Source organism: Geovibrio ferrireducens (assembly GCF_026226615.1).
In the GTDB taxonomy this organism is placed as follows: domain Bacteria; phylum Chrysiogenota; class Deferribacteres; order Deferribacterales; family Geovibrionaceae; genus Geovibrio; species Geovibrio ferrireducens.
Genome location: NZ_JAJAPB010000006.1, coordinates 93,169 through 117,909, shown reverse-complemented (window position 1 = coordinate 117,909; position 24,741 = coordinate 93,169). Strand labels below are relative to the sequence as shown.

Annotated in this window: 24 protein-coding genes; 12 read left to right on the top strand and 12 right to left on the bottom strand. The window is 47.5% G+C overall.

Annotation, left to right across the window (positions count from 1 at the left end; genetic code table 11):
• Window positions 1–5 precede the first annotated feature (5 nt).
• From ilvN to OSQ85_RS08340, 6 genes are all read left to right on the top strand, one after another.
• Window positions 6–500 (top strand): acetolactate synthase small subunit, encoded by a 495-nt coding sequence (ilvN, locus tag OSQ85_RS08365; RefSeq protein WP_265822403.1) that lies wholly within the window; start codon window positions 6–8, stop codon window positions 498–500.
• Window positions 501–629: 129 nt separating this feature from the next.
• On the top strand, window positions 630–1,646 hold the full coding sequence (gene ilvC / locus OSQ85_RS08360) for a ketol-acid reductoisomerase (protein WP_265822402.1): 1,017 nt from the start codon (window positions 630–632) through the stop codon (window positions 1,644–1,646).
• Between the two features lie 61 nt (window positions 1,647–1,707).
• A complete protein-coding gene (locus OSQ85_RS08355; RefSeq protein WP_265822401.1) occupies window positions 1,708–2,343 on the top strand; it encodes a phosphatidylserine decarboxylase family protein in 636 nt (211 codons plus the stop codon).
• Window positions 2,344–2,384: 41 nt separating this feature from the next.
• The gene (pssA, locus tag OSQ85_RS08350) at window positions 2,385–3,116 is read left to right on the top strand and encodes a CDP-diacylglycerol--serine O-phosphatidyltransferase (RefSeq protein ID WP_265822400.1); all 732 of its coding nucleotides are present in this window, start codon (window positions 2,385–2,387) and stop codon (window positions 3,114–3,116) included.
• A 237-nt stretch (window positions 3,117–3,353) separates the two neighbouring features.
• On the top strand, window positions 3,354–4,907 hold the full coding sequence (locus tag OSQ85_RS08345) for a 2-isopropylmalate synthase (RefSeq protein WP_265822399.1): 1,554 nt from the start codon (window positions 3,354–3,356) through the stop codon (window positions 4,905–4,907).
• A gap of 152 nt (window positions 4,908–5,059) precedes the next feature.
• Entirely contained in the window at window positions 5,060–6,772 is a 1,713-nt protein-coding gene (locus OSQ85_RS08340; RefSeq protein WP_265822398.1) for a methyl-accepting chemotaxis protein, read from the top strand.
• Window positions 6,773–6,925: 153 nt separating this feature from the next.
• On the opposite strand, the gene OSQ85_RS08335 is transcribed toward OSQ85_RS08340, so the two are convergent.
• Together OSQ85_RS08335 and OSQ85_RS08330 are read right to left on the bottom strand one after the other, a co-directional pair.
• Window positions 6,926–7,726, bottom strand: coding sequence for a family 1 encapsulin nanocompartment shell protein (locus OSQ85_RS08335; protein WP_265822397.1), 801 nt, complete (start codon window positions 7,724–7,726; stop codon window positions 6,926–6,928).
• A 14-nt stretch (window positions 7,727–7,740) separates the two neighbouring features.
• Window positions 7,741–8,112, bottom strand: a complete 372-nt coding sequence (locus OSQ85_RS08330) for a ferritin family protein (RefSeq protein ID WP_265822396.1) — start codon at window positions 8,110–8,112, stop codon at window positions 7,741–7,743.
• A gap of 222 nt (window positions 8,113–8,334) precedes the next feature.
• Between OSQ85_RS08330 and OSQ85_RS08325 the strand changes: the two genes are divergently transcribed.
• Complete coding sequence (locus OSQ85_RS08325; RefSeq protein WP_265822395.1) at window positions 8,335–8,511, top strand: hypothetical protein; 177 nt, start codon at window positions 8,335–8,337, stop codon at window positions 8,509–8,511.
• Between the two features lie 252 nt (window positions 8,512–8,763).
• Here OSQ85_RS08325 and OSQ85_RS08320 read toward each other — a convergent pair whose 3' ends face one another.
• The 5 genes from OSQ85_RS08320 to OSQ85_RS08300 all read right to left on the bottom strand — a co-directional run bounded on the left by OSQ85_RS08320 (window position 8,764) and on the right by OSQ85_RS08300 (window position 12,026).
• Window positions 8,764–10,260 (bottom strand): cytochrome c3 family protein, encoded by a 1,497-nt coding sequence (locus tag OSQ85_RS08320; RefSeq protein WP_265822394.1) that lies wholly within the window; start codon window positions 10,258–10,260, stop codon window positions 8,764–8,766.
• A 78-nt stretch (window positions 10,261–10,338) separates the two neighbouring features.
• On the bottom strand, window positions 10,339–10,653 hold the full coding sequence (gene atpE, locus OSQ85_RS08315) for an ATP synthase F0 subunit C (protein ID WP_265822393.1): 315 nt from the start codon (window positions 10,651–10,653) through the stop codon (window positions 10,339–10,341).
• Between the two features lie 29 nt (window positions 10,654–10,682).
• Window positions 10,683–11,354: a F0F1 ATP synthase subunit A gene (gene atpB, locus OSQ85_RS08310; protein WP_265822392.1), complete on the bottom strand. Its 672-nt coding sequence runs from the start codon at window positions 11,352–11,354 to the stop codon at window positions 10,683–10,685.
• A gap of 50 nt (window positions 11,355–11,404) precedes the next feature.
• Window positions 11,405–11,788, bottom strand: a complete 384-nt coding sequence (locus OSQ85_RS08305) for an ATP synthase subunit I (RefSeq protein ID WP_265822478.1) — start codon at window positions 11,786–11,788, stop codon at window positions 11,405–11,407.
• Complete coding sequence (locus tag OSQ85_RS08300) at window positions 11,772–12,026, bottom strand: AtpZ/AtpI family protein (RefSeq protein WP_265822391.1); 255 nt, start codon at window positions 12,024–12,026, stop codon at window positions 11,772–11,774. Before OSQ85_RS08300 ends, OSQ85_RS08305 begins: the two co-directional genes overlap by 17 nt.
• Window positions 12,027–12,172: 146 nt before the next feature.
• Between OSQ85_RS08300 and OSQ85_RS08295 the strand changes: the two genes are divergently transcribed.
• Complete coding sequence (locus OSQ85_RS08295) at window positions 12,173–13,867, top strand: cation:proton antiporter domain-containing protein (protein WP_265822390.1); 1,695 nt, start codon at window positions 12,173–12,175, stop codon at window positions 13,865–13,867.
• Window positions 13,868–14,024: 157 nt separating this feature from the next.
• Here the strand turns inward: OSQ85_RS08295 and hemL are convergent, their stop codons facing one another.
• Window positions 14,025–15,293 carry a glutamate-1-semialdehyde 2,1-aminomutase gene (gene hemL, locus OSQ85_RS08290; protein ID WP_265822389.1) on the bottom strand — a complete coding sequence of 423 codons (1,269 nt, stop codon included), beginning with the start codon at window positions 15,291–15,293 and terminating at the stop codon, window positions 14,025–14,027.
• 143 nt (window positions 15,294–15,436) lie between these two features.
• Here hemL and OSQ85_RS08285 point away from each other — a divergent pair, with 143 nt between their 5' ends.
• Window positions 15,437–16,495: a glycosyltransferase family 4 protein gene (locus tag OSQ85_RS08285; protein WP_265822388.1), complete on the top strand. Its 1,059-nt coding sequence runs from the start codon at window positions 15,437–15,439 to the stop codon at window positions 16,493–16,495.
• Here the strand turns inward: OSQ85_RS08285 and OSQ85_RS08280 are convergent.
• Together OSQ85_RS08280 and OSQ85_RS08275 are read right to left on the bottom strand one after the other, a co-directional pair.
• Entirely contained in the window at window positions 16,482–18,206 is a 1,725-nt protein-coding gene (locus OSQ85_RS08280) for an ABC transporter ATP-binding protein (protein ID WP_265822387.1), read from the bottom strand. The two genes, OSQ85_RS08285 and OSQ85_RS08280, sit on opposite strands and share 14 nt — an antisense overlap.
• Before the next feature lie 125 nt (window positions 18,207–18,331).
• Window positions 18,332–18,715: a NifB/NifX family molybdenum-iron cluster-binding protein gene (locus OSQ85_RS08275; protein ID WP_265822386.1), complete on the bottom strand. Its 384-nt coding sequence runs from the start codon at window positions 18,713–18,715 to the stop codon at window positions 18,332–18,334.
• 153 nt (window positions 18,716–18,868) lie between these two features.
• Here OSQ85_RS08275 and OSQ85_RS08270 point away from each other — a divergent pair, with 153 nt between their 5' ends.
• Genes OSQ85_RS08270 through hypD form a run of 3 tightly spaced genes read left to right on the top strand, consistent with a single transcriptional unit; the run spans window position 18,869 to window position 20,877 of the window.
• Window positions 18,869–19,540, top strand: a complete 672-nt coding sequence (locus tag OSQ85_RS08270) for a rhomboid family intramembrane serine protease (protein ID WP_265822385.1) — start codon at window positions 18,869–18,871, stop codon at window positions 19,538–19,540.
• A 15-nt stretch (window positions 19,541–19,555) separates the two neighbouring features.
• A complete protein-coding gene (locus OSQ85_RS08265) occupies window positions 19,556–19,795 on the top strand; it encodes a HypC/HybG/HupF family hydrogenase formation chaperone (protein ID WP_265822384.1) in 240 nt (79 codons plus the stop codon).
• On the top strand, window positions 19,792–20,877 hold the full coding sequence (gene hypD, locus OSQ85_RS08260; RefSeq protein ID WP_265822383.1) for a hydrogenase formation protein HypD: 1,086 nt from the start codon (window positions 19,792–19,794) through the stop codon (window positions 20,875–20,877). Before OSQ85_RS08265 ends, hypD begins: the two co-directional genes overlap by 4 nt.
• A gap of 145 nt (window positions 20,878–21,022) precedes the next feature.
• On the opposite strand, the gene OSQ85_RS08255 is transcribed toward hypD, so the two are convergent.
• The gene (locus OSQ85_RS08255) at window positions 21,023–23,500 is read right to left on the bottom strand and encodes a choice-of-anchor D domain-containing protein (protein ID WP_265822382.1); all 2,478 of its coding nucleotides are present in this window, start codon (window positions 23,498–23,500) and stop codon (window positions 21,023–21,025) included.
• A 96-nt stretch (window positions 23,501–23,596) separates the two neighbouring features.
• Complete coding sequence (locus OSQ85_RS08250; protein WP_265822381.1) at window positions 23,597–24,706, bottom strand: PAS domain-containing sensor histidine kinase; 1,110 nt, start codon at window positions 24,704–24,706, stop codon at window positions 23,597–23,599.
• Between the last annotated feature and the right edge of the window lie 35 nt (window positions 24,707–24,741).

Below are 24,741 nucleotides of genomic sequence, written 5' to 3'. Positions count from 1 at the left end.
GAAAGATGAGACATATCATATCCGTTCTTGTTGAAAACAAATTCGGTGTCCTCTCCCGCATTTCCGGCCTTTTCAGCGGCAGAGGCTACAACATAGAAAGTCTCTCCGTGGGCGAAACAGTGGAAGAGGGGCTCTCCATAATGACCATAGTCACCAGAGGGGATGATGCTGTGATCGAGCAGATCATAAAGCAGCTCCGCAAGCTGGTGAATGTTATAAAAGTGCGCGATGTTGTTTCCATGGATCACATAGAGCGTGAAATGCTCCTTGTGAAGGTTCATGCCACAGGACGCACAAGACCTGAGATCTTCAATATCGTCAGCACGTTCAGGGCGAAAACCATTGACCTCAACGGTGAATCGCTGGTTATTGAAATCACAGGCACAAAGGACAAAAACACCGCCTTCCTCAAGGTGATGGAACCCTACGGAATAATCGAGGTCGTCCGCACCGGAAGCGTCGCTATCGCAAGGGGCAGTAAAGCTACGAGCGATAAGTAAGCGGTATTCGATTTTTTGGGAAGAGTGTGAGAAACCGTTTTTTTTCGTGAAAAAAGGGTTTCTCACTTTATAAAAAAGAATTAAAAAAGATTGTAAATAAACAGCTAAACAGCCGGAGGGAATTGCACAATGAAAGTTTACTATGAGAAGGACACCAACCTTTCACTGATAAAAGGGAAAAAGGTTGCCGTAATCGGTTACGGTTCACAGGGTTACGGACACACCAACAACATGAAGGACAGCGGCGTTGACGTTGTTGTGGGACTGAGAAAATCCAGCCCTTCATGGAAAAAAGCCGAAGGCGCGGGTCTCAAGGTTATGGAAGTGGCAGAAGCTGCGACATGGGCAGATTTTATAATGATTCTCGCTCCGGACGAGTCTCAGGGCGATATATACAGAACAGCCATTGAGCCCAACCTCAAAGCTGGCGATACTCTCGCCTTCGCCCATGGGTTCAATATACATTTCAACCAGATCGTTCCTCCTGCGGACGTTAACGTTGTCATGATCGCCCCCAAAGGCCCCGGTCACCTTGTGAGAGCTGAATACCAGAAAGGCGGCGGTGTTCCCTGCCTTATCGCCATCTATCAGGATGCCTCAGGAGATTCCAGAGAGGTTGCACTCTCATACGCCAACGCTATCGGCGGTGCGAGAGCCGGTGTTCTTGAAACTTCCTTCAAGGAAGAGACTGAAACAGACCTTTTCGGCGAGCAGGCAGTTCTCTGCGGCGGTCTTGCACAGCTTATAAAATACGGCTACGAAACCCTTACAGAAGCGGGCTACGCTCCTGAAATGGCATATTTCGAGTGCCTTCACGAGGTTAAGCTCATAGTTGACCTTATATACGAAGGCGGCATATCCAACATGCGCTACTCTATCAGCAACACAGCCCAGTACGGTGACATGACAAGAGGTCCCAGAGTAATCAGCCCCGAAGTGAAGGAGACGATGAAACAGGTTCTCAAAGAGATCCAGACAGGGCAGTTTGCAAACGAGTGGATGCTCGAAAACAAAGCGAACAAACCCATGTTTAAAGCCCTTGAGCGCATAGGCGAGGAGCATCCCATTGAAGAAGTGGGCAAAAAGCTTCGCGGCATGATGAGCTGGCTGGGCAAAAGTAAGATTGTTGACAAAGATAAAAACTGATATATTGTAATTATTCAGGGCGGTGTTTCCGCCCTGAAATAATTTTTACCGGAGTTCTCCCTTGTTTGCGAAAGAAGGTTATCCTTTCATTCTTGTCGCGCTTGTCGCGTTTCTCATCATTTTCTTTTTGCCGAAAGGTCTGCTCACATTCCTTTCACTTGTTATCCTCGCCCTGTTTCTCTGGTTTTTCAGAGATCCTGAGAGAGATATTCCCCCGTTCGATGAAATAGCTGTTTCAGCTGCGGACGGAAAAGTGATCGATATTGCGGAAACGGAATTTGAAGGAAGAACATACAACAAAATCAGCGTTTTCATGAATGTTTTCAACGTGCATGTAAACAGAATGCCAGTTGCGGGCACAATCACGGGAATACGCCATAAGCCCGGCTCGTTCATCCCTGCCGACAGACCGGACGCCGGGGAAAGAAATGAGCAGAACGTTATCTACGTTGACACGGAATACGGCCCCATGATTGTTAAACAGATTGCAGGTCTCGTTGCCAGACGCACAGTGTGCTACTGGAACAAAGGGGACAAGGTTTCCTTCGGCGACAGGCTGGGGATAATCAAGTTCTCTTCACGTGTTGACCTGTTCCTCCCCAAAAGCTTTGACATAATCGTCAAAAACGGCGATATTGTGAAAGCGGGCGAAACTGTTATTGCAAAATATAACGAAAAGCTTGATACAGACGATTAGACACTAAGGCGAATTAAGTGAAAATATTCAAAGAGGCAGAATTGGTAAATAAGAACGCGATTTTTCCGAACTTCGTGACGCTTCTGGGGCTTTTCAGCGGCTTCTACTCCATCGTAGCCACGCTGAACGGCAACTACGTGATGGCGGCCTATGCAACTCTCGTTGCGTTTGTTTTTGACGGGCTGGACGGGAAAATAGCGAGAATGCTCAATGCCTCAAGTGAGTTCGGCATTCAGCTTGACTCTCTGGCTGATCTCATATCCTTCGGTGTGGCTCCTGCACTGCTTGTTTACAAATGGGCGCTGGAACCATACGGAAGGCTCGGCTGGATGGCGGCGTTTCTTTTTGTTGCCTGCGCAGCTCTGAGGCTTGCCCGTTTTAATGTTCAGGCAAAACGCATATCCAACAAATTTTTTGTCGGTCTGCCCAGCCCTGCTGCTGCGGGTGTTGTGGTTACGAGTGTTCTTTTTGCCCGCCATTTCTTCGGTGATCCCACAGCGATTGAGGTTCCTCTGTGGTTTACGTTCATGATCTATATCTTAGCATTCCTGATGGTCAGCAACGTGCCCTATTTCAGCTTCAAGAATATTGAGTATTTTCACAGAAAACCATTTAACTCTATGGTGGCTTTCGTTCTTTTTATATTTGTACTCGGCCTCTACCCCGAAGTTTTCCTGTTTCTTTTTGCTTTTGCTTATGCCGCAAGCGGTATAGTTGCGCTACTACTAAGGAAAAACAGGGTGCATCTGGAGGAAGAGGCTCAGGAAATATAGCTGTAATAAATATCCTTTTATAGGAATAGGTTATATTAAGAGGTCTCACCCTTCAGGGGTTGAGACCTTTTTTTTTGCAAAAAGCACACATAAAATTAACCAAGGAGGCGGAAAATGTTCGGGAAGAATCATCCGAAAAGAAAAACAAGAGTGCTACGGAACAGCAGGCATCCGCTGAGACTATGGGACTGAGATTAAGAAATAACTGATAAATAATAAAATTAAAGGAGATTTGAAATGAGCAGGAAAAGAGTGATAATTTTTGATACCACCCTGAGAGACGGAGAACAGGCTCCCGGTTTCAGCATGAACACCGAAGAAAAAATTAAGATGGCTCTGCAATTGGAAAAGCTCGGTGTTGATGTGATGGAGGCAGGTTTCCCCATATCATCCCCCGGTGATTTCGAGGCAGTGCAGAAGGTCGCATCTGTGATAAAGAATGCGGGTGTTGCAGGGCTCTGCCGTGCAAACCAGAAGGATATAGCAGTGGGCTGGGATGCACTGAAAGGTGCTGTACGTCCCAGAATCCACACATTTCTCGCAACAAGTGACATCCACTTGCAGTACAAGCTGAAAAAGACCCGCGAAGAGGTTATGGAAATAGCCACAGGCGCAGTGAAGTTTGCCCGTAATCTTTGCGGCGATGTTGAGTTCAGCTGTGAGGATGCGACAAGAAGCGATCTGGATTTCCTGTGTCAGATGGTTGAGGCTGTTATCGCTGCCGGAGCGTCAACGGTGAACCTGCCCGATACAGTGGGCTACACAGTGCCTTTTGAATATGAGAGAATTATCTCAACCATCATGAACAAAGTTCCCAACATAGACAAAGCCAGAATAAGCGTCCACTGCCATAATGACCTCGGACTTGCTTCCGCTAACTCTCTGGCGGCCATCCGCGCGGGAGCCACACAGGTGGAATGCACCATAAACGGCATAGGCGAAAGGGCAGGGAACGCCGCTTTTGAGGAAGTCATAATGGCTCTTAATGTACGTAAGGATCTGTTTGATGTAGAGACAAATGTAAACACCAGAGAGATTTACCGCGCCAGCAAGCTGCTTACATCCATCACAGGTGTGGGTGTTCAGCCTAATAAGGCGGTTGTGGGTAAAAACGCTTTTGCACATGAGGCGGGAATCCATCAGGACGGCGTACTGAAAAACAGGATCACCTATGAAATAATGACCCCCGAAAGCGTGGGCTATCCTTCTAACGCACTGGTTCTCGGCAAGCATTCCGGACGTCACGCATTCATCAAAAGGCTTGAGGCGCTTGGCTTCACCCTTGATGCGGAGCAGACCGAGACAGCGTTCAACAAGTTCAAGGTTCTGGCGGACAAGAAGAAGGAAGTTTTTGATGAAGACCTTGAAATGCTTGTGGAGCAGCAGCTTAATGAATCTGTGAAACACTTCTCAGTGGGCACTGTTACCTTCGCAAGCGGCAATGCAGGAATACCTACGGCAACAGTTGAGCTTAAAAACGAGCAGGGCGAAGTGATGGTTGATGCCTCCATCGGCGACGGTCCGGTTGATGCGTGCCTTAAGGCTATTGAGCGCACAACAGGGATAGTCGGAAGGCTGAAAAGCTACAAAATCAATGCTCTTACTGCGGGCAAGGATGCTCAGGGAGAGGTTGTGCTCACCGTTGAGTTCGAGAAGTGCGGCTATGACGTAACAGGCAGAGGCTCAAATACCGATGTTGTTGTTGCCAGTGCCGAGGCTTATGTTTATGCCATGAACAGGTATCTCTCCAGAAAAGACCACAAAAAAGAGATGGAAGATAAGGGAATATGAATAAAACAGTGAAGTAGTTTAGAAAAGGCAGAGCCGTAGTGCTCTGCCTTTTCTATTTTAAATGCCAACACTCCGTATCATTTGTAATGAACGTCAGTCAGTGATATATTCAGTAAAGAGATACAGTCAGGGTTTTTTACGGAGGGGGCTCTATGAAACTCAACACAATCATGGCGCTTATAATTTCATTAGTGGTTGCCTGCGGTATGGCAATAATACTTACTGTCAACTATGTTATCACCAGAAATCAGATGTTTGATTCAGAATTTGAACGTGCCAGAAGTTTCATACTGGCTGCCGAAGGTGTGAGGGAATGGGGCGCGCGCCAGCTTAAGGAAGGCGTTTTTGCTACTGAGGAAATTAAGACCGATGTTCAGAAGTTTCTCTACACTGTACCGGTTATAGGTGCAATAAGGGTTATGGAGTCCAAGTCAGAGGAGGCAGGGCTAAAATTCAAAGTCCCGAAGTTTCAGCCGCGAAATCCGAAAAACCAGCCGGATGCCAAAGAAACGGAAATTCTTGAGATGCTCAGAAAGAAGGATACAGGCACTGGAAATACTCCTGAATATATGTTCTATGACAAAGAGATGGGGATGCTCCGCTACTTTAAAGCCATAAGGCTTACCAAAGAGTGCGAAATGTGCCACGGGGACCCGGCTGATTCCGGTGAACTGTGGGGAACAAACGACGGTACAGACCCCACAGGCGTTAAGATGGAAAATTGGCGTGCGGGTGAGATCCATGGAGCGTTTGAGGTTTTTCTCCCGACAGATACTGCATATGCCATGCTCCGCAAGGGTCTGTACACTTATATAGGCATATTCATACCGATAACCATCGCGCTGATACTGATAATATATGCTCTTAATAAAAAAATGATTTTCAGAAGGCTTGAGGATATGGAGCGTATTTTCAGCACAATAGCTTCCGGTGATTATACAGTGCGGGTGCGCATAAAGAGAAATGATGAGGTCGGTAAGCTCGGTATAGCGGTTAATAGAATGGTGGACGGAACCAGTCAGGCTCTCTCCAATGTTGTTGACAGTATATCAAGCCTCGCCAGCACTGCCGCTCAGCTTGCGAAAAACTCCGAGACTATAGCGAAAAACGCTCAGAATCAGGCTGAACAGGCGGCGAGCACGGCAACAGCAGTTGAAGAGATCAGCGGAACCGTGGCGGAGGTTGCGGAAAACGCTGGGTGTGTTTCCGAAAGCACAAATACTGCAAAAGTAAATGTCACCCGCGGTCATGCTCTTGTTATGGAAACCAGAGATATGATGGAGAAAATAGCCTGCACAGTTGAGGAATCTGCCTCAACTGTCCGTAAACTGGGCGAATCCAGCGAACAGATAGGAGCCATAATACAGGTTATAGATGATATTGCTGACCAGACAAACCTTCTGGCTCTCAATGCGGCCATAGAGGCGGCAAGGGCAGGGGAGCACGGACGGGGTTTTGCCGTTGTTGCGGATGAGGTGCGGAAGCTTGCGGAGAAAACTGTTAAAGCCACTAAAGAAATAGCAGATATGATCCAGAACATTCAGGCAGACACGGGCGGTGCTGTTCTGGGTATGGCTGAAGGTGTTCAGCAGGTTGAGGACGGCAAGGTTAAGGCGGTTGAGGCCGGGGATTCTCTGGGAGTAATTAAATCCAACATGGATGCCGTTGCGGGCGGAGTAGGGCAGATAGCCCGCGCCACGGACGAACAGGCCAATGCCATGGATCTCATGTCCAGAAGCATAGAGAATATCTCTGCTATTTCAGGTGAGAATTCCCATGCGGCTCACGAATCCGCAGAGGCAGTTGAACAGCTCAGCAGGCTGGCATCGGATTTACAGAATATAATTTCAAGGTTCAGGTTATAAAAAGAACTGATGAGGCAAATAGAAATAATTTAAGGATGCTGCGCCGTCTTTACTGTCATTGCGAACGAAGTGAAGCAATCTCATTTAAATGCAATGCTAAGGCGGGACTGTTACGTGAGGTTAAGGGGAGCCCTGAGGCTCCCCTTTAATTGTCTATTTTACTGAAAAGCCCACAACGGCTTCGGGTGTGATAACTCTGAATGTGAAAGATTCCGTAAGGAACAGGTGCACCTTTTCGGAATCGTGGTTGTGGTAGCCCACTGCGAAGTCCTGCCCCACTGTGAGTTCAAGGTCGCCTTCTCTGTCTGCGACGAGAAGAGCACCGTCAACCGCTTCCGAGTACACAACAGAGCCCTTGATCTGCTGTTTGATCAAATCGCCCAGTGTTCCGCCGGGGAAGAGCCGTGCGAGGTATTTCCACAAGGCAGGGCTGACCACAAGGTTAGCGCCGCCGGTGATCCCTTCCTTCATCATGCGTGTCTGAGCTTCGCTCACTGCGTCCACAATGCTGTCCTTGTCCAGCGTCATGGCAATTTTTGACTTGGCAGTAAGCTGGTTCAACCCCACAATACCGCTGTCCTTAAAACCGTTGAATACCGCGTTTTCCTCGAATGCGGCAAGTTTTCTGGCTGCCTCTGTGAGGGGCTCCAGTTCAAGGTCTTTTGCTCCCCTGTCTATGTTGTCCAGTTCCCAAATATCCAGAGAGAAGTTAACCCTAGCCTCAACAAGGGGAAGAACTTTGTGTACGCCGAAGCATACCTCGCCTGCTTTCTGCTTAGAGGGGAGAGCAAGGCGGCCAACGCTTACTGATGTGTAATCTATGCCGTAAGGGCCTTCAACATCCGCAAACTTTCTGGCGGAAAGGTTGGCGGACAGGGTTTCTTTAGCGAGTGTGTTTATCTCTTTCCATGCTGCTGCGCTGATGGGTGCAAAATCTTTTCTGAGCAGATTCATACATTCCTCCTCAATTATTTTTTCTTAAGGCTGCCTATTCCGAGCCCGCCGCTTTCGCCTGCTGCCGGTTCAGCGCCTTCTGCGGAAGCTCCCGAAAGGAATTCATCTTCCACTTCTTTATATCCCTGCTGATAAAACTCTTCCTCCTGAGGATCAAGCTCTTTAAGCAGACGCAGGAATTCTCCGGCGTGTACCTTCTCCTCATCAGCTATATCCATAAGAACCGCCTGAGCCAGCTTGTTATCTGTGGATTCAGCAAGCTGCTGATAAAGCTGGATAGCCTCATACTCTGCCGCCACCATAAAACGGATGGCTCTGACAAGCTCCTGATCGGTAAGTTTGCGATCATGCTTTAAACCGCTGAAAGGATTTCCAAAATCGGGCATTTTAACCTCCTGTCTCCTTTTTACTTAATAATACAATATAAATCGTGATATTTCGCAACGATCATTCATGAGAATTAATATAGTTTTATTTTTTAAAAATACAAAGGATAATTTTTATTATTTAGCTTAAATTCATTAAGAAATCAAATGTGATAGAAAAACTGTTGAAAATAAAGCCGATGCCGAATAGTATTTTATGATTCAATATCATTGAGGTGTTTCATGAAACTCAGCGCTCCGAAATTTATTACATGGCTTCTGGGGACATTTCTGGGGGTTCTCGGACTACTTATCTATTTCGGCGTGGTGAGCATCAGCGTCATGACTTTCAGCCCGTTCTGGCTTGTTGTGGCAGGTTTCGGAATACTCGCCGCCGCTCCTCTCTTCTCTGGTCTTTAGAGCTGTCTGCTATCCTGCATATCTTCTTAAAATCCCCCACAGTCCCCCTTTATCAAAGGGGGAAGTTACTGCCTTCAAAAGTAAAATACTTTCTATGAACACGAGTGAGGCATAAACAGTTCCCTCCACGGCGTGAGCGTGTGAGTAAAAAACACAGGATGTACCGTTTCTGAACTATCATAAATAAAAAAAGCGGCTTCCCCGAATTTCAGGAAAGCCGCTTTGCAGTATCTTGTTAAAATATTCTTATTTTTATTTATGGCATGTGTTGCATGTCTTTTTCACACGCTGTTTCGTGTGGCAGTCGATGCAGAGTTTGTCGTGGAAATCGTTTTTCATGCCTTTTATTTCGCCTACTTCAAACTTGAGAACGCCTGATTCAGGATCAGAGTGGCATTCGGTGCATGCCATCTTCTGAGCGTGCGCAAGGTGCTCAAAGTTTACTGCGGGCTTTGTGGGAGCGGGAACATATTTTTCTGCGATGTTGATTATCTCCATAGCTGAAGCAATGTCCATAAGCTCTGCGGGGTTCCCTGCAAAAGCCGGAGCAGCGGGTGCTGCCTCTGCTGATGCTTTCTGAACGGCAGGAACAGCTTTTTCTTCCGCAACGGGCGCTGTCCATGTATCTATGGCTTCCGTGAGCTCAAGTGCTCTTGTGAAGAGAGCATCAAGGTAGTCAGGGTTGTGAATCCCTTTTGAGCCGTCCATCTCAGCGATTCTGATTATGCGCGCGTATTCATTGAAGAGAGCGCGTTTGCCCATGGGCATGTCGCTTCTTTCAGTGAAAAGCTGTGCATATTTAGCTTTAACTTCCTGAAGTCTCTCAGCGAATGCGGCCTGTGTGTCCGTCATGATGTCAGCGTATGAATCATCATGGCAGGCGATGCATTTGTCTGTGTTGGGGCGTTCAAAGGCAGAGTCGTGGCAGTCTGAGCAGGAGAGGTCGGCCATGTACCATCTCATCTCATCCACGCCTTTAACATATGTGCCTTCCTGAAGGCCTTTCTGCATTGTATGGCAAGCAGCGCAGTCCTCATTTGCGGGAACAGTCTGCACTTTTTCTCTTACTGTGTCGTGGCAGTCGAAGCATGTCTGCATTTTGGGCTTGTTGTAAAGCTCACCGCCATGGGCAACGCCGAGGTGGCAGTTTGTGCAGAGGAGACCTGCGCCTATGTGTTTTGCGTGGTTAGGCTCAACACCTTTGGTTACAGGTTCGCCGGTTATGCTTGCGAGTCCGTATGTTGTTCTGTAGGTGGGGTTCTTAACTTCGTCGATGTTTCTGAAATGGATACCGACTGAGATAAGCTTTTCCCTGCGGAGCTTCTGGTTAACGTCATCCGAGTGGCAGAAAAGACATGCCGCATCCGGAGCAGCGTGTTCTGCCGCAACAGGATCAGTAGCCGCATGTGTGAGAAGCTCAACAATTCTCTCTTCTGAAACGAATATCTGATATAAAAGACTTTTTGTACCGGCTATGACGTGTGCGTCAAGATAACCGAGTACTCCTGGATTGCCGTGACAGTCAAGACAGCTTACGTCCGCCTTGCTGTGAATGTTTTTGTCCCATGTGTAGTGTTCGCCCCGTACGCCGACTCTCTGTTCTGCATGACACGTTTTACAGAATGTGTCCGTACTGGTCATGTGCATAGCCTCAAGACCGCCAAAAGTGGCTCCCACAACAATAACAATTATGGCAAGTACGAAGATGAGAGGGTCTTTACGGCTGAAGTTTTTGAGTTTCTGCCACATTAAAAGCCTCCGTTATGGTGAAAGAAGGGCAGGAAGCCCCCTTGCGGAAATTCCTGCCCTTTTATTGGTGCCTGTTAATTAAACAACAAGAAGAAGGATAAGTGCAACTACGAGTGCGTAGATTGCGATTGACTCGATAAGTGCAAGACCGATGATCATAGTAGTGGAGATTTTACCGGATGCACTGGGGTTTCTGGAGATACCTTCAACTGCGCCGCGGATAGCGTTACCCTGACCCATACCGGTTCCGAGAGCTGCTATACCCATACCGAAGCCTGCTGCTATGTAGTGTGCCCATTTGTAAGTTTCGCCGCCTTCTGCTGCGAATGCGCTTACTGAAAATACAGCCATGATTGCTGCTACGTTGAAAAGAATTTTTGCTGTTTTAGACATTTAAGTCCTCCTGAATATTAGTTTATCTCTTAGTGTGCTTCTTCAAGTGCACCACTGATATAGATCATTGAAAGCATCATGAACACATATGCCTGAAGGGCACCTGTGAACATGCCGAGCATAACCATGGGCAGGGGTATAAGGAAGGGTACGAGCATGAAAAGAATAACTATAACAAGCTCCTCACCGAACACGTTACCGAAAAGCCTCATGGAGAGGGACATGGGTCTGGCCAGGTGACCAATGACCTCGATAATGAACATAAGGGGGGCAAGAAAAGCCACGGGGCCGAGGAAATGCTTGATGTAGTGTGCGCCGTGTTTCTTAATGCCTATCGCCTGATAAGTAAAAAATACTACCAGAGCGGGTGCTATGGTTGAGTTAAGGTTGGATGTGGGAGCCAGAAATCCGGGTATAAGCCCCATCCAGTTGGAGAAAAGTACATAAACACCTATACCGAAAATGAGGGGTATGTAGGGTTTTCCTTCCTCGCCCATGAGTTCAACGCCCATGTTGTAAACTGCGCCCACAGCCATCTCGAAAGCGCCCTGGGTTCTGCCGGGGATTTCGCTGCCTTGTCTGGAGGCTATGCTTCCGAGGAAAAGGGTGAACAGCATAACAAGGAAAGTCATCATGACATGCCAGTATGTGTGCCCTATGTCCGCGGGAAAAAGCATGGAAATATTAAGGGGGTGTTCCATCTCTAAATTCTCCGTAAAAACAATTTAAAACTTTTAAGGTCAGGCGAAAGTCAAGCCGACCCGCCGCATCCGTCTGATGTATCATCAGTTTCGGCGCGGTAGTGATGAATGGCGACCGGAAGAATACTAAGGGGTACGACAGAGATCCCTACGAGTATGCCAATCATGCTGACGCGGAGGTATTCATAAGCAGCCCAGACAGCGACTCCGGTTCCCAGCAGCCTTATTTGAGTATTAAAGGCCAGTGCACCGAAAATCTTACCTTCAAAAGCACTTGTTATCTTCCGTGAGAGCATGAAAAAGTTCAGAGCGGCAATCATATAACCGCACAGAACCCCGGCCGTGAAACTTTTATTAAAAAAGATCGTGCATACTGTATACAAGATAGCGAAAAAGATCAATGAAAGAATGAAGATTTTATTTGTTATCTTCATCAAAAACGCCGGCTTTTTTCATAAAATAAATCATGTTTTTAAATCCCGCAGCTATTCCGAAGAGCATGAAGATAAAGGTAAGAACGGGTTTAGTGCCGAAAAACTTATCAAGCCACCAGCCCATCCCTGTTCCGATGAGGATGCTGAACACGAAAGACATACCTATTGAACTGGCGTGCATTAGCCTGTCGGCTTTTTTGATTTTTGATTCCGGCTTATCTTTTTCTTCGCTGTTCATAACACGCTCCCTCAGAAGCGGACATTAGCATACGGCGCTGTTTTTCTCAAGAAGTTCCGGGTCCGTAAAATTACCTGATGATTAAAAAAAGATGTATTGATCGTCCGGCTTTACGTGATATAAATATTAAACAACCGGAGGAACCTATGAAGCTTAGCCCTAACGAACTTGCAATCATGTTTCTTTCGCTGGGTATTTTGCTTTTCACAGCCAAGCTTTTCGGTGAAATAGCCAAGAAATACGGCCAGCCTTCCGTTCTGGGCGAAATTCTTGCGGGGATAATCCTCGGCCCCACAGTTCTCGGTTTCTTTGCTCCTTCGGTCACTGATTTCCTTTTCCCAGCAGAAGGGCTCCGCAAAGTGGTTATGGACAGCATAGCCACTATCTCAATTGTTCTTTTCCTCCTTGTTGCGGGTATGGAAGCTGATATAGGCACAATCAGAAAGCAGGGAAAGCAGGTTTTCAGCATAGGTATTTCAGGCATCGTGGTTCCTTTTGCTATGGGCTTCGCGGTGACATATTTCTTTCCAGGACTCTTCGGGATGGAGGCAGGGAGCGAGGCGCTTTTCTTTGCTCTTTTCATAGCCACCGCTCTGGCAATATCTGCCTTGCCTGTAATCGCCAAGACTCTGATGGATCTGAATTACTACAAGAGTGAGCTGGGCATGCTCATTGTAGCTTCCGCTATTTTTAACGATATTGTGGGCTGGATGATGTTTGCCGCGGTGCTGAGCCTCGCCGGGAAAGGCGATGTCAACCATATGCCGATATATGTAACCATAACGCTGACACTGCTTTTCACCTTCTTTATGATAACAGTCATGCGCAGGCTGATTCATAAGATACTTCCGTGGGTTCAGGCGCATTTCAGCTGGCCGGAGGGGATTCTGGCGTTTTCGCTGGCTCTCACCATGATCGGTGCTGCAGCAACGGAGATGATAGGGATTCACGCTATCTTCGGGGCTTTTCTGGTGGGGCTCGCTCTGGGTGACACCCACCATTTCAGGGAGAAAACAAGAACCATAATAGAACAGTTCGTCTCGGCATTTTTCGCACCGCTTTTCTTCGCCAGTATCGGTCTTAACGTAAACTTCGTAGCCAATTTCGATTTTACCATAACAGCAGTTTTTCTCGTGATAGGGACAATAGGCAAGGTTGTCGGATGCAGCGCCGCAGCCCGTTTTTCCGGTGAGGGCAAAAGGGAATCTCTGGCCATAGGCTTTGCCATGAACGCCCGCGGGGCAATGGAGATAATTCTGGGGCTTGTTGCGCTTAACTTCGGGCTGATAAACGAGAAGGTTTTCGTGGCGCTGGTGATACTCGCCATATCCACCTCCATGCTCAGCGGACCTGCTATGAAGAAGCTCCTTAAACTCAAAAAGAGCTTTAATTTCAGAGACTTTCTGGAACCTAAGGCATTTGTTTTCATAGATCAGCCTGTGGATAAATATAAGGCGATAGACATTCTCAGTGATTCACTGTCCATCTGCACTGGCGAACACTTCAGAACTATCAGAAACGCAGTGGCGGAAAGAGAGAGCATTATGCCCACGGGGCTTAAGAACGGTGTGGCTATCCCCCACGCCAGGCTGAAACACCTCAAAAAACCTGTGATAGCAACGGGAATAACCACCCACGGAATAGACTTCGGCTCAACAGACGGGCATCCGGCGCATTGTATATTCCTTATCCTGACTCCGGCGGATGATAATATTATTCAGCTTGAGATTCTTGCCGAAATAGCCAGAACATTTAAGGAGAGCGGTTTTGACTCCAAAACCGTCAAGCCTGTCAATTACACTGAGTTTCTTTCCATGATAAAAAGCAACGGCGGGGCATAAGAAAGGAGCCCGAAGGCTCAGCAGTTTGCTGACAAAGTCTTCTTAGAAGTAGAAAGCCTGTATCTGAATAAATCCACCCCAGCCCTCCGTTACGAAAGGAGGGCGTTTTGCTTTTAGCAGCATGCAAAGGGGGACAGGAGGTGGATTTTACAGATTTTTATCCGATCTCTTTCAGACTGTCGTAATGGGCGGCGATTGTTTTTGCCAGATCCTCGTCCGTATGTGCTGCGGATACAAACATGCACTCAAACTGGGCAGGTGCAAGGTTCACGCCTCTTTTCAGCATTGCGTGGAAGAAGGCGGCATATTTCTTTGTATCTGACTTAACTGCCTGAGCGAATGATTTAACCTCGCCGTCCGTAAAGAACATGCAGCCGAGTGATTCAACGCTGTTAAAAGCGTATTTGAGGCCGAGTTTTTCGCAGTTTTCCCTGAAGCCGTTCCAGAGTACGTCTGATTTCACTTTCAGTGCCTCATAAAAACCGGGCTGATTGAGCTTTTTCAGCGTAGCAAGCCCTGCCGCTGTGGCAAGGGGGTTTCCTGATAAGGTTCCCGCCTGATAAACAGCGCCAACGGGGGAAATCTGCTCCATAATCTCTTTTCTTGCGCCGTATGCGCCCACAGGGAGACCGCCGCCTATTATTTTACCCATGGTGGTAAGATCCGGCATGATGTTGTAGTATTTCTGCGCACCGCCTGCACTCATGCGGAAGCCTGTGATAACCTCGTCAAAAAGAAGGAGGGCGCCTTCCTCTGCGCAGAGGTTTTTGAGGCTTTCAAGGAACCCTTTTTCAGGGAGGACAAGCCCCATGTTTCCTGCTGCGGGTTCGACGAGAACGCAGGCAATTTTGTCTTTATTCTCTTTGAAAAGCGCTCTCACGCTGTCAATGTCGTTATACTGCGCTATGAGGGTGTGCTTGGCGAAATCCGCAGGAACACCGGGGCTTGAGGGCTGGTTGAAGGTGAGAAGCCCGCTTCCCGCTTTAACGAGAAGACTGTCGGAGTGACCGTGGTAGCAGCCTTCAAACTTCACAATGGAGTCTCTCTTAGTGTATGCTCTGGCAAGGCGGATGGCACTCATCAGCGCTTCTGTTCCGGAGCTCACAAGGCGCACCATCTCAACGGAGGGAACCATCTCAGTGATGAGTTTGGCCATGTTCAGTTCGTTCACCGTGGGCGCACCGAAGCTTGCGCCTTTTTCTGCTGCTTCCTTGATGGCTTTGAGCACGTCATCGTCGGTGTGGCCGAGGATCATGGGGCCCCATGAGCATACGTAATCTATGTATTCCTTTCCGTTAACGTCATATATTTTGGAGCCCTTCGCCCTGTCTACAAAAACGGGCTCTCCGCCTACTGAGCCGAAGGCTCTCACGGGGCTGTTGACACCGCCGGGCATGTATTTGCACGATTCCTGAAAATAATTCATCGCATCCTCCGAAAAAATGAATTCTCTGGCTGAATCATAATAGAAATAAGCCAAACGTACAAGAGAATATGCCCGCAAGTTTGCTCTGCCGTCCCCGTACAATTTATCTGTTTCTTAAAAGTTATATTATGATAAGATATGCCATGAATATAGCTTTTATTAACTTCAACAAGAGATGGGCAGGGGTGAAAACCTGGACTGTGGACTACGGTCAGGAGCTGGTTAAGCTGGGTCACCGTGTGGTCATGATTATCCGTAAAGGAACCGGGCATAAAGATATATACGAATCCGCCGGTTTTACCGTTTATGAAATCCGCGCAGGAATGAAATATAACCCGTCCACTATATATAAGCTCTCCAAGATACTCATAAAAAACGATGTAGATGTTTCTGTAGTGAATATATCCAAGGATCTCAATATAGGCGCAACGGCCTCAAAGCTTTCGGGCATTCCCGTTGTTCACCGGATAGGTCTGATAAATGACATCCGCAACAGGTTTGAGGACAGGGCGCTGCACAAAACAATTGTTGACGCTGTTGTTGTTCCCAGCCATTTCCTTAAGGCGGAACTCAGCGAAATTAAATGGTTTAACACTGCCAAAATCAATGTTATCCCCAACAGTAAGATGGCTGAGAATTATCCTGTTCCCGAAAGAAAGGGTGAAGGAAAGGTTTTCGGCATAACAAGCAGGCTTGACGCCTCAAAGGGGCATGACCTGCTTCTGGAGGCTTTCAGCAGGGTGCTGAAGGAGATTCCCGATGCAACGCTTAACATAGCCGGAACAGGCAAGAGGGAAGGGCGTATAAGGGAGCAGATTAAGGAACTGGGGCTTGAGGACAGTGTTACGCTGCACGGGTTCATTAAGGATATACCCGCTTTTCTCTCCGGGCTTGATGTCTACGTTCTCACCAGCCTTGAGGAGAGCTTCGGCAATACTGTGCTGGAGGCTATGTTCGCTGCACTGCCTGTAGTTTCATTCGATACCGGCGGTGTGCCGGAGGTTCTCGGCGGAACGGGAATACTCACTCCCACGGGTGATGTTGAGGCTCTGGCGGAAAAGATGATTATCACTGCCCGTGATGCCGCACTCCGCAGAGAAAGGGGCGAGGCCGCCAGAAAAAGAGCCGAAGAGGTCTACGACCTGAAAAAGAATACACACAGGCTTGTTGAACTTCTGGAAGAGGTTATCAGCCCTCGCTGAACTGCATTTCATAAAGTCTGGTGTATATCTCAGACCTGCCTATGAGGTCATCATGCCTGCCTGTTGACTCTATCCTGCCTTTATCCATAACCACAATCATATCCGCGCTTAGTATGGTGGAGAGCCTGTGCGCTATCACAAAGCTTGTGCGCCCCTTCATAAGGTTCGTAAGCGCCTGCTGAACTATGCGCTCGGACTCAGTGTCAAGGGAGCTCGTTGCTTCGTCCAGAATGAGGATGGGCGGATTGATAAGCAGAGCGCGGGCAATGGTGAGGCGCTGCCTCTGACCGCCGGAGAGCCTGTCGCCCCGTTCGCCGATCATTGTTTCAAACCCTTCGGGAAGCTTCATGATGAAATCGGTGGCGTATGCCGAATCAGCCGCGGCTTTTATTGCTTCATCGGTGATGTCTGACGCGCCGTAGGCTATGTTGTTCTTTATCGTGTCATTAAAAAGGTACGGCTCCTGAGAGACTATGCCGATGTTGCGTCTGAGTGAGTATACATCAAACTCCCGCACGTCTGTTCCGCCTATGGTGAGGCTGCCGCCCGTCACATCGTAAAATCTGGGCAAAAGGCTGGCGATTGTGGTTTTTCCCGCACCGCTGGAGCCGACAAGAGCCACGGTCTGTCCGGGTGTAACCTTAAGGCTGAAATCGTTTATTACCTTTTCAGAATGTCCTCTGTAGCTGAAAACGACATTCCTGAATTCTATGTCTTTCCCGTGCGCGCTGCATTCCTGAGTTCCGTTGTTATCAAGGATTTCATTGTCAATATCCATGATATGGAAGAATCTTTCCGCCGCAGTGATCGAGTTTTGTATGGTGTAGTTTTCCTGATTAATCTTTTTAAATGGTTCAAACATCATGGCAAATGCGGCAATGAATGAGAAGAAAGTACCGGGGGTGGATTCCCCGCTGATTACCTTTGATCCGCCGTAGTAAATTATTACCGCCAGAGCCAGACCGGAGATTATGTCCATGAGCGGGGAACCGATAGCCGCGACTTTTGCGCGCTTTATCTGATAGAGCGTTTCCTGATCGTTTTCGCGGGCGAATTTGCCGGACTCAAACTTCTCCATGACAAAGGCCTTAACAACCTTTATCCCGGAGAATGATTCCTGCAGCACACCTGCGAGGGTTCCCATCTTTTCGTGCCCTTTGGAACTGTATTTCTTAGTTTTTTTGCTGGTTTTTCTGATCAGTATCATCATAAACGGGATAGCGGCAAGGCCGTACATGCCGAGCTCAAAATCCTGATAAAAAACAACGCCGATAAGGAATATAACAGTGAAGCTGTCCTTCATAACATTGATCAGCGAGGGGATGGCGGATTTTACCTGGTTGATGTCGTTGACTATTCTGGACATCATATCCCCTGTGCTGTTGTTGTCGTAATAGCTCATGGGCAGGCGGATCATTTTTGCATAGAGATCATAACGCATCTCCTGAACAACTTTCAGGCCTATTTTCCTCAGCAGATACAGCTGCATAAAGCGGAAAACGCCCCTGAGCAGGAATATGCAGGAGACGATAACAGGTATTGCAACCAGCATTTCCTTATTCTGCTTGATGAATATGTCGTCCAGAACGTGCTTGAGAATGTATGCGGAAGCGCCGTCTGTTCCTGCAACAAAGAGTGAGGAAACAACAGCGAAAAAAAGCAGAAACAGATGCTTTCTGAAATATGCCCAGATTTTTTTAATTATACCCATAACGCCTCGTAAAAGGGTTATGATAATAGGAAACGGCATCTGCCGCAATGATATATTTTGTGAAGGGCTCATAACAGCCCCCTGTCGTCATTACCTTTGGCAGGCAGGGGGATGCGCTTAAATTTTTAGTGGCTGTGACCGCAGGAGTGGCCGCCTTCATGCCCTGAGCAGGAGGCGGAGCCGAGTTCAGTCAGAGTTCCGTTTCTGAATGCATCAAGGTTTTCCTGCACGGTGATGCCCTTTGCCTGATAAACCTTAGTGCGGAGGCTGTTAAGCTTTGCTATTGCTCCTGCGCCTATGCCGCCAACAACCACAGCGTCAATGCTTTTTCCTGCGAGAGCCAGTGCGGGGTTGCATGCGCCGTGCACATGTTCAAGGTCTGCGTTATTCACCATGCTTACCGTGTTTGTCTCACTGTCTGCAACTATGAAAGCCGGTGCTGAGCCGAAATGACCGTAGACCCTGCTTTCCAGCCCGTTGTCATGTGAGATGGGGAAACAAATTTTCATGTTCTTTACCTCCAAATAGTTAAAAGAAAGATTATGCACATATGATAGTATTCTCTGTGTAAAAGGAAAGTAAAAAATAAGAATTTACTTTAAAAAAGTTTGTCTTTTTTATACCTTAGAAACTCAGAAGTATGCTGCCGAGGAGTATGTAAGTTGTTTTTTCCTATTAAGGACAATGTGCCGTCAAGAACCTTTCCGTTTGTTAACTGGATGATAATTATAGCAAATATAGCCGTATTTGTTTACCAGCTGGGGCTGGGGTATGAGCTTAACTGGTTTATTTATGAATACGGTCTGGTTCCGAAAAGGGTTACTCATTATGAATCGCTGCTGAATGACAGCGTTCTCCCTTTCTTTACCCATATGTTTATGCATGGCGGGTTCTTTCATATTTTCAGTAATATGTACATCCTGTTCATCTTCGGTGATAATGTTGAGGACAGGTTGGGGCATGCCAGATATTTGCTTATGTATGTGCTTTTCGGTCTGTTTGCCGGAGTAAGCCAGTTTCTTCTTTCATACGATTCGCTTATACCTATGGTCGGCGCAAGCGGTGCTGTGGCCGGGGTTATGGGCGCTTACATGGTATTTTATCCGAAGGCTAAGGTTAAGTCGCTTCTGATAATAATAATTTTTATAACATTTGTGGATATTCCCGCGGTTTTCTATCTGCTGTTCTGGTTTCTGATCCAGTTTATAAACGGAACAGTCTCTGTCGGTTATGACGGCGGCGGGGTTGCATGGTGGGCGCATGTGGGCGGATTCATTTTCGGACTGCTGTACGCTGTGCGTTTTAGGAACAGAGAAAAAGAAGTTTATATATAAACAGGAGTAATATATATGTGTTTGGGTTTTCCCGGAAAACTTATTGAGATGGATGATTTCAAAGCCGTTGTGGATATTGACGGCACAAGAAGAGAGGTTTCCCTTATGATGCTGCCCGATGAGGTGGTGCTGGGGGATTATGTTATGGTTCACGCAGGGTTCGCAATCGCAAAGATGGACCCGGAAGAGGCGCTGAAGACGCTTGAGGCGCTGAGAGAATTTGCTGATATGCTCGATGAGGAAGGTCAGCTGTGAAATTCGTAAAAGACTTCCGCGACAGAGAGCTTGCGGAAAAACTGCTCACAGCCATAAACCGCGAGGCGGATTTTTCCCGTGTGTACAGGTTTATGGAAGTATGCGGCAGCCACACAATGGCGGTTTCACGTTTCGGCCTGCGCAGCCTTCTTCCTAAAAATATAGAGCTTGTCTCTGGTCCCGGCTGTCCGGTGTGCGTAACACCTCAGTGGGAGATTGATGCTATATTTGAGATAGCCTCAAGGGATGACGCGACCATTGTCACCTTCGGGGATATGATCCGTGTTCCCGGAAGCAGGGGGGAGAGCCTCCAGAAACTCAGAGCGGACGGCGCTGATATACGCATAGTTTTTTCTCCGCTGGACACGCTCAAAATAGCAGAGGAAACGGGCAAGAACACAGTCTTCATCGGCATCGGCTTTGAAACCACAGCCCCCACAGCCGCGGCTCTGGCGAAGACGGTGAAGGAACTGGGCAGAACGAATGTCTTTGTTGCGCCGTTCTGTAAGACAGTGCCGGAGGTTATGGATGTTCTCCTTGCGGACGAAACGCTGGAGATTGACGGCTTCCTCTGTCCCGGCCATGTTTCAGTGGTTACAGGGCTTGATATATACAACGCAGTTACGGCACAGAAAAGAAGTGCGGTCGTAACGGGTTTTGAGCCCCTTGATATACTCTCGTCCGTCCTTGAAATGGTGCGTCAGCACAACAGGGGCGAGTATGAGGTGAAAAATTTCTATACCAGAGCGGTTAGGAATGAGGGGAACACAAAGGCGCAGGCTCTTCTGAAAGAGGTTTTTTATCAGGCAGATACCGACTGGCGCGGTCTGGGGCGCATTCCGAAAAGCGGGCTGCGTTTCAGAGATGAGTATAAGTCTGTGGATGCGCTGGCAAAATTTGGCATAGCCGAAACCGGAGTTACCGACCTGAAAGGCTGTAAGTGCGGTGACGTGCTTAAAGGGAAGATGAAACCCTCCGCATGCCCGATGTTTGACAACGGATGCACACCTCAGAACCCTTACGGCCCCTGCATGGTCTCTTCCGAGGGCTCATGCTCGGCGTATTATAAATACGAGAGATAAAGTTTTCTAATCCACTTGAGTGCAAAGAAAAAACGTCCGTCATTCGTCATTCTGAGCGAAGCGAAGAATCTCAACCTGTTTCTGGGATTCTTCATCCTACGGATTCAGAATGACGCACGCTTACGCAGAGTTACTTTGAGGAGCGTCAGCGACGCTCCTTCCTTCTCATCGCTATTCTGGCCATTCCGGCAAGAGCAAAAAGAGCTATGGGCATGTTGGCGCTTCCCCCTGCGGAGCATCCGCCTTTTGGTTCGCCGTCATCATCGCCTGAGCCTCCGCCGTTGTTGCCTCCGCCGGTATTGTTGTCAGATGTGGCTACTCCAGTACCGTTGACATTAAAGCTGGTTGAAATACCAGCATCGGTTGTGATTGTTACTGTTCTTGTTGTTGACCCGGCAGTGGTAGGGTTGAAGGTTATGTAAAATGTTGCTTCGTTTCCGGCGTTGAGAGTGTAAGGGAGCACAGGACTCCTTGTTGTATCAATCAGGAAAGGGGACACTGACTGAATATTGATTATGTAGCTGACCTGACCGCTGTTTCTGATCCTGAAAGACTGAGTGGTACTTGTATTGATATTGGCTGAACCGAAGTTCAGCGTATTATTAGTGAGGTTTGGCACATCAATAGATGCCTGTTGAGCGGTTCCTGTGAGATATATTGTTCTGTAGCCAGCATTAGAAATAATTTCAAAGCTTGTATTGAATGTTCCGTTAGAAGTAGGTGAGAAAGTGACATTGTACGTTTGTTCAGTGTTGGGATTAATCTCCTGATAGTTATTATCGCAAGCGGTAATTTCACTAGGAAGATTGATATAGGAGAACGGCGCTGAAAGTGAACTGAAGCATTTCAGTTTGAGTTTGTCATCCCCTGTGTTTTTAATTCTAAAGCTTTTTTGCAAGGTTGTAGATGTATTTATATTGCCGAAGTTTATCTGTGCTGGGTTAAGTATTGTTCCGGTTTCACTGTAAAGAGTAATCTGTGGCTGACCAAGGGCGTAGCGTATGGCGTATATATCGGATCCGCAGGGCTGGTTACTTCCGGTTCCGCAGGTATTTTTGCTTAAGTTTCTTGCATCCGCCCACACGGAGATAAATCTCTGGCTGAATGCATTGTAAGCTGTAGAGGGGCTCTGTTGGTTGTATTGGTTTGTAGTAAGCGGGAAATTGCTTCCGCTGAGTGAACCTGAACCGTTAACAAACTGACCGAAGACATCTATATTTTCAAGAGATGTTGCGCCTGTTCTTGCATCTGCCCATGTTACAAGGAAGCGTCCGTTGGTGCTGTCGTATGTTATATTGGGGTTTGTTTGTCCATGTTCTACCGACTCATAGTCAAAGCCTATCTGAAAGTTTCCTGAGTAGTAGCTGCCTGTGGAGGAAAGAAGCTGTCCGTATATTTTAGGCTTAACTGATGTGGCGTGTCTTTCCCATGCTATGAGATAGCGCTGTAAGACACTATCAAATTTTATTATAGGAGAGTGGTTTGAGACACTTAATGTTGCGGAGTTAACTCTGCGGTAGCCAGTGTTGTCAGTCAGTTCCGGTAAAGTGAATGCATATATGTTAGAGCTTGTATCAACTTCCAAATTTTGCCACGATGTGGGCTTAATGTCACCGTTGTTGTCCTCGCAGCCGAAGGTGTGCTCATTTTTTAATGCTTCAAAAACAACCATGCATTGTCCTGTGTTGGAGCAGTCAATGCTTGGGTTTTCCAGATTGGAGTATCTTTCAACTTTTATGGTTTCCTCATCACTTGTTGATTCAAAATGCGTAACTTTCATTGTAGTGCTTCCGTTGGTGAGCGTACTTGATGTATCTGCAGTACGCATAAAGTCGGAAGCAAAAGGCGATGGGTTAGTAAGGTTAGCCGTTGTTACAGAGGCAAATCCGAGATAAGAGTGATCAGAGATAGTCTGCCCTGCCCATACTTCATTTGGGGGGGTGGTATTCATGCACAGGTGCTCTATAAAATGTGCTTGTGCTCTCTGTTCGAGCCATACAAAATAGAATGTTCCGTTGTAAAATTTGATGAACGGTGATTCTCTGGTAATCAGACCGTCACCGGGTGTGCTGTTGGTGAAACCGAAATATTTTTCATTGCCAAGTGCCACTGTGCACGTTGATGTATCGGTAAGTGACATTGTTTTAAAGAATATTTTTCCGCCGGTTGCATCCCCTCTGTCGTCCTGCCATGTGACCACAGCTATATTGGTTACATCGTCAAAGGCAACTTTGGGTGCAACCTCCATTCCGTTGGTAGATGAAACAATAATCTCCGAACCACAAGGTGTTCCGTCAGCATTTATATATTTTGCGTATATATCGTTCCCTTTTCCGGGTGTACCTGCATTTCTTTCATCTTCCCACACTGTGAGCCATTTATTATGACCATTAAGGTAGATAACTTCCGGCTCATTCTGGTTAAGTTCGGCATTTGTAACTGCTATTCCGTCGCCATCCTCCTCAAATGTGCCGAGGGTGTGGGAAATGCCGTCTTCAACGAAACGCTGAACAACGCTCACATCCCCTTTGCGGAACTCCGCCGTGTCCCCGCTTCCGCCGGAGCCGCAGGAAACAGTTATCAGAAGTGAAAGAATAAGCAGTAAAAACTTAAAATGACGCATAAATACAACCTCGCAGGGAGTTTCATTCTATATCAGTATCGGCGGCGGGGATGAAATATAAATATGAAATGCCCGCAAAACAGCCGCTTATATATTTTATTTGATCTCATTCGGATAAACAACACGGAATACAGTTCCGAGTGTTTCGGATGAAGAAAACCCCACCCGGCCTTTAAGGTATTTTTCGGTCAGAAGCTTAACACTGTGGGTTCCCAGTCCTCTGCCCGCGCCTTTTGTGCTGACGTTCCTGTGGAACAGCCGTGCCTGAATTTCTCCGGGTATGAACCCTTTGTTATATACCCTGAACTCAACTCCGTCATCCGTGGGATATGAACCTATCTTCACTGTTCCGCCCGCCCCGACAGCCTCAAGTGCATTTTTAAGAAGGTTGCCCAGCACCCTTTTAAGTATGGTTTTATCAGTAGTAAACCGGATCTCGGAACCTGCGGGGTCGATGATTATACTTTTATCAATGCAGGCTGTTCCCGCGGAATAGAGGGTTTGAAGTTCGCCGAGTATTTCAGTTGCGGAAACAGTTTCAGGCCTTATATTCAGCCCGCCGTTTTCCGCCTCGAATATCAGCTTGTGGGAGCGTATCTCATCTGTGAGGCTCACTGAGGTCATGCGCATTATGGCGGCAAGTTCTTTTATCTCCTCAAAGGATTCGGCAGATTCCAGAATATCAGAAGCTGTGCTGATTCCCGAAAGCATATTCATTATATCATGGAAAAACAGCCGCTCCAGCACGGCCTTTTTCTTTGAATCACTGAGATCTTTTATATAAACGAAGAGATAAAGCAGACCGTCCATCTTCATCGGAGAGGATGTGACCCTGAGCTCCATAACGTCGCCGTTGTTTTTTAATATGCTGCATTCTCTGGCGGATTTAATCTCTCTGAGGCTTTCCTCAATCGCTCTGTTTCCGCCGCAGTGCTTGCAGAATTCCATTGTTCCGCACTGGTCGTGTGAGGTTATTGCGTGGGAGCAGCCGAGGATTTCGCCGGGAAGCCTTCCGAGAAGCTCTTCCGCCTGTCCGAGAACAGAGGCAGCGGCGGAGTTCAGTGTGACCAGCCTTCTTTCATGATTGAGAATAATCACAGGCTCCGGCACGGCATCTGCGATAAATTCAACCGCGTGCCCGCAGCCGGACAGATCCGCTGCATCAGTCTTATAACTTTCAGGGTAAGTATCGGTTATCGGTTTCATTTACATGAAGCCTACCACATGAATCGGCTTTTTGT